At 60.8% G+C, this 3,312-nt stretch carries 1 protein-coding gene; it reads right to left on the bottom strand.

Annotation, left to right across the window (positions count from 1 at the left end; translation table 11 throughout):
- On the bottom strand, positions 1-3,312 hold a 3,312-nt coding region (locus C8D90_RS22140; RefSeq protein ID WP_230473077.1), incomplete at both ends, for an Ig-like domain-containing protein.

The raw sequence follows: 3,312 nt of genomic DNA, 5'->3' as shown, positions 1-3,312 counted from the left end.
GTGGTCAGAACGAAGTCGGCTGACTTCTCGCTGACGTTACCGGCCTTGTCCGTCGACGTGGCATAGAAGGTGTTCTTCCCTTCCGGCAGCTTGGTATCCGGCTTGAAGTTCCACGCTCCGTTACTGCCGGCGGTGACAGAGCCCAGCAACGTACCGTCGGCCGTGTAGATCTTCACAACGCTGTTCGCTTCCGCCGTGCCGTTCAGGATTGGCTGCGGATCGTCGGTCACACTACCGCTGTGCAACGGATCCTGAATCAGGCCTACCTGATCGTCAGCGGAGTCGATGCTCGGGCGGTTAGGCGCCACGGTATCGACGTCAAAGACGAAGGCGCTGGAAGTATCCGTCTTACCGGTCGGATCTTTCGCCGTTGCGGTAATGCTGTGCTTACCTTCACCCAGATCCACGCTCGGCTGGAATTCCCAGTTGCCGTTTTCATCTGCCGTGACGGAGCCCAGCACGTTAGTGCCGTCCTTGACGGTAACAACGCTGCCGGCCTTCGCCGAACCGTTGATCACCGGACGCGCATCATCCGTGACGTCGTTCGCTTTCAGAGCACCCTGCTTGTCGCCCTTGTTGTCCATAACCTCGCCAATCGATACCGGTACATCAGAGGTATCAACGGTGATCGTCATGCCGGTGTTCGCCGGACCCAGGTTTCCTGCCGCGTCTTCAGCACGGGCCGTCAGGGTGTAGTCCTTACCGCCGCCGCTGCCATCGAGCGTACTGGTCGTGTACTCCCAGTTGCCGTCTGCATCCGCGGTGACCGTGCCGTCTTCCTTACCGTTTACATAGACGTGGACGGTACTGCCCGGCTCTGCCTTGCCGCTGATGGTCGGCGTGGCATCGTCAGTCCTGTCGCCGTCGCGCAGTTCACCCACCTGCGGGCCTTCATCATCCATCACCTTGAATCCGGTGACGGCATCAGGCGCCTTGGTGTCTACGGTAACCTGGAAGCCGCCGGTCTGCGGGCTGACCTGACCAATATCGTTGACCGCTTCAGCGACAAAGGAATGCACCCCGTCAGCCAGCTTCGGCGTGGTAAAGGTCCAGGCACCGCCTTCAACCTTGGCCGAGCCCAACAGCGTCTTGCCGTCGGCGCCGCCGTAGATACGGACCACCGTACCGTCTTCCGCCGTACCGGTCAGCTTCAGCTCGTTATCGTCAGTGAAGTCGCCCTTCTGCAGAATACCCGTCTTCGTGCCCACGTCGTCTTCGACCGTGCTCAGCGTCGGCGCTGCCGGCTGACCACCCTGGTCAATTGTGACTACGTAGTCGCCCTTCGGACCGGATACGTTGCCTACCGGGTCAGTCTCGCTCACCGTGAAGGTATATGTTCCGTCCTTCATCGGCGAGGTGACCTGGAACTCCCACTCACCGTTAACCACCTTGGCCGAGCCCACTTCCGTGGTCGCCCCCGCCGCGTTGGTGGCATAGATCCTGATGATGTTGCCATCCTCAGCACCGGTCCCCTTGAGCAGCGGCGTGTTGTCGTCGGTCTTGCCGTTTTGTGCAACGGAACCCTGGCGCTCGCCGTAGTCGTCCACCACGTCAGTAATGGACAGCTTGGTCGGATCCGGCGGCGTGTAGTCAGTGGTCAGAACGAAGTCGGCTGACTTCTCGCTGACGTTACCGGCCTTGTCCGTCGACGTGGCATAGAAGGTGTTCTTCCCTTCCGGCAGCTTGGTATCCGGCTTGAAGTTCCACGCTCCGTTACTGCCGGCGGTGACAGAGCCCAGCAGCGTACCGTCGGCCGTGTAGATCTTCACAACGCTGTTCGCTTCCGCCGTGCCGTTCAAGATTGGCTGCGGATCGTCGGTCACACTACCGCTGTGCAACGGATCCTGAACCAGGCCTACCTGATCGTCAGCGGAGTCGATGCTCGGGCGGTTAGGCGCCACGGTATCGACGTCAAAGACGAAGGCGCTGGAAGTATCCGTCTTACCGGTCGGATCTTTCGCCGTTGCGGTAATGCTGTGCTTACCTTCACCCAGATCCACGCTCGGCTGGAATTCCCAGTTGCCGTTTTCATCTGCCGTGACGGAGCCCAGCACGTTAGTGCCGTCCTTGACGGTAACAACGCTGCCGGCCTTCGCCGAACCGTTGATCACCGGACGCGCATCATCCGTGACGTCGTTCGCTTTCAGAGCACCCTGCTTGTCGCCCTTGTTGTCCATAACCTCGCCAATCGATACCGGTACATCAGAGGTATCAACGGTGATCGTCATGCCGGTGTTCGCCGGACCCAGGTTTCCTGCCGCGTCTTCAGCACGGGCCGTCAGGGTGTAGTCCTTACCGCCGCCGCTGCCATCGAGCGTACTGGTCGTGTACTCCCAGTTGCCGTCTGCATCCGCGGTGACCGTGCCGTCTTCCTTACCGTTTACATAGACGTGGACGGTACTGCCCGGCTCTGCCTTGCCGCTGATGGTCGGCGTGGCATCGTCAGTCCTGTCGCCGTCGCGCAGTTCACCCACCTGCGGGCCTTCATCATCCATCACCTTGAATCCGGTGACGGCATCAGGCGCCTTGGTGTCTACGGTAACCTGGAAGCCGCCGGTCTGCGGGCTGACCTGACCAATATCGTTGACCGCTTCAGCGACAAAGGAATGCACCCCGTCAGCCAGCTTCGGCGTGGTAAAGGTCCAGGCACCGCCTTCAACCTTGGCCGAGCCCAACAGCGTCTTGCCGTCGGCGCCGCCGTAGATACGGACCACCGTACCGTCTTCCGCCGTACCGGTCAGCTTCAGCTCGTTATCGTCAGTGAAGTCGCCCTTCTGCAGAATACCCGTCTTCGTGCCCACGTCGTCTTCGACCGTGCTCAGCGTCGGCGCTGCCGGCTGACCACCCTGGTCAATTGTGACTACGTAGTCGCCCTTCGGACCGGATACGTTGCCTACCGGGTCAGTCTCGCTCACCGTGAAGGTATACGTTCCGTCCTTCATCGGCGTGGTGACCTGGAACTCCCACTCACCGTTAACCACCTTGGCCGAGCCCACTTCCGTGGTCGTCCCCGCCGCGTTGGTGGCATAGATCCTGATGATGTTGCCATCCTCAGCACCGGTCCCCTTGAGCAGCGGCGTGTTGTCGTCGGTCTTGCCGTTTTGTGCAACGGAACCCTGGCGCTCGCCGTAGTCGTCCACCACGTCAGTAATGGACAGCTTGGTCGGATCCGGCGGCGTAAAGTCCAGCGTCAGGTCGAAGTTATCTGAACGCACGCTGGTGTTGCCCGCCTTGTCGGTCGCCGTGACATAGAACGTGTGCTTGCCTTCCGACAGCAGCGCATCCGGCGTAAAGCTCCAGCTGCCGTCGCTC

The sequence above is a fragment of the Enterobacillus tribolii genome (assembly GCF_003363015.1).
GTDB classification, from domain to species: domain Bacteria; phylum Pseudomonadota; class Gammaproteobacteria; order Enterobacterales; family Enterobacteriaceae; genus Enterobacillus; species Enterobacillus tribolii.
Note: the sequence above shows the minus strand (reverse complement) of the source record. Positions and strands in the feature narration are given on the sequence as shown.